The 1,969-nt window shown below is 74.2% G+C and carries 2 protein-coding genes; both read left to right on the top strand.

Going from position 1 to position 1,969, the window contains the following annotated elements:
• On the top strand, positions 1–1,725 hold a 1,725-nt coding region (locus P409_RS32945), incomplete at its 5' end, for a non-ribosomal peptide synthetase (RefSeq protein WP_034848650.1).
• Between the two features lie 5 nt (positions 1,726–1,730).
• Positions 1,731–1,969, top strand: a 239-nt coding sequence (locus tag P409_RS32940) for a condensation domain-containing protein (protein WP_034848648.1), incomplete at its 3' end; no start/stop codon positions are given.

Genomic DNA, 1,969 nt, shown 5'->3' with positions numbered 1-1,969 from the left:
CTGGCCGCCTGGCTCGTCGCCCGCGGCGTCGGCCGCGAGTCCGTGGTGGCGCTCGACATGGCGCGCTCGGCCGGCATGGTGGTGGCGCTCCTCGCCGTCTGGCGCGCCGGCGGCGCCTATCTGCCGCTCGACCCGCAATGGCCGCAGGCACGGCGGCGGCTGCTGCTCGACCAGGCCCGGCCGGTGCTGGTGCTGACCGACGCCACCGATCCCGTCGTCTCCGACACCATCCCGGTCCACGCCCTGGCCGCGGCGATGGCGGAGCCCGCCTCGGCGGATCTGCCCGACCTCGACCAGGACGATCCGGCCCGCGCCGCCTATGTTCTGTTCACCTCCGGCTCGACCGGCACGCCCAAGGGCGTGGTGATCGAGCACGGCCAACTGCGCACCTATGTCGAGGCCGTGAGCGAGGCGCTGGGCCTTGCCGGCTGCCGGCGCTTCGCCCTGACCTCGACCGTCGCCGCCGATCTCGGCAACACCGTGCTGTTCGGCGCGCTGCGCCTGGGCGCCTGCCTCGTGGTGGCGGATGAGGCCGAGATGGCCGACGGCGCCGCCTTCGCCGGCTTCCTGCGCCGGCACGGAATCGACTGCGCCAAGTTGGTGCCGTCGCATCTGGCGGCGCTGCTCGACGCACCGCAGCCGGTGCTGCCGGCCACGCTGATCCTCGGCGGCGAGGCCACGCCGAGGGCCCTGGTCGACCGCATCCTCGCCGTGGCGCCGGGCTGCCGGATGTTCAACCATTATGGCCCGACCGAGACCACGGTCGGCGTGCTGGTGCATGCCCATGACCCCGCGGCTCCGGCCTGGGCCGGCGATGCCCTGCCGCTGAGCCGTCCGCTGGCCGGCAGCGCGGTGCTGGTGCTCGACTCCGCGGGCCGGCCGGCGCCGACCGGCGCGGTGGGCGAGCTGCATATCGGCGGGGCCCAGCTCTGCCGCGGCTATCTGCACGGCGACGCGGCCGGCACCTTCGTCGAGCATGAGGGCCGGCGGCTCTACCGCAGCGGCGACTTGGCGCGGCATCTGCCGGACGGCCGGCTGCAGGTGGTCGGCCGGGCCGACCATCAAGTGAAGATCCGCGGCTTCCGGGTCGAGCCGGGCGAGGTCGAGGCCGCGCTGCAGGTGCTCGACGGCGTCCAGCAGGCGGCGGTGGTCGTGCATAGGCCGGAGGGCGGGGAGGCGCGGCTGGTCGGATTCGTCACCCTGGCCCCGGGCGCGGGCGACGTCGCGGCGCTGCGGCCGGCCCTGGCCGCGCGTCTGCCCGGCCCGATGGTGCCGGCGCAGATCGTGGCGCTCGATCGGATGCCGCGCCTGGCCAACGGCAAGATCGACCGCCGCAGCCTGCCCGACCCGGCGACCCTGGCCGAGACGATGGCCAAGGTGGCGCCGCGCGATGCGGTCGAGACCCTCCTGCGCCAGGTGGCGGCGGAGCTGCTGGAGCGGCCGGCCGAGGCGGTCGGCGTCACCGACGACTTCTTCGACATCGGCGGCAACTCGCTGCAGGTGATCAAGCTGGTCGCCCGCATCCGTAAGCTGTTCCAGGTCGAGGTGCCGCCCGGCATCGTCTTCGACCATCCCAGCATCGCCGCTTTGGCCCAGGCGCTGCGCGGCCATGCGGCGCCGGGGCGGATCGACCAGATCGCCGGCCTGCGCCTCAGCCTCGACGGCATAAGCGAGGCGGAGCGGGCGGCCCTCCTGGAGAAGGCGCGGCAGGCCAAGGCCCTCTGAGCACAATGAACGACATCGACAATGACGCGCTGCTGGCGCTGCTGCTGGATGACGAGACGGCGGATCCGGACGCGATCCGCCGGCGCGACGACGGGGCCTCGGCCCCGCTGTCCTTCCAGCAGCAGCGGTTGTGGTTCCTGCACCACTACGATCCGGAGGGCGCAGCCTATAATTCCGTGCGCGCGCTGCGGCTGCGGGGGCGGCTGGACGTGCCGGCGCTGGAGGCCGCGTTCCGCCGCCTCGT

The sequence above is a fragment of the Inquilinus limosus MP06 genome (genome assembly GCF_000767795.1).
In the GTDB taxonomy this organism is placed as follows: domain Bacteria; phylum Pseudomonadota; class Alphaproteobacteria; order DSM-16000; family Inquilinaceae; genus Inquilinus; species Inquilinus limosus_E.
The sequence above is the reverse complement of the archived record's forward strand: the minus strand, read 5'-3'. Positions and strand labels throughout refer to the sequence as shown.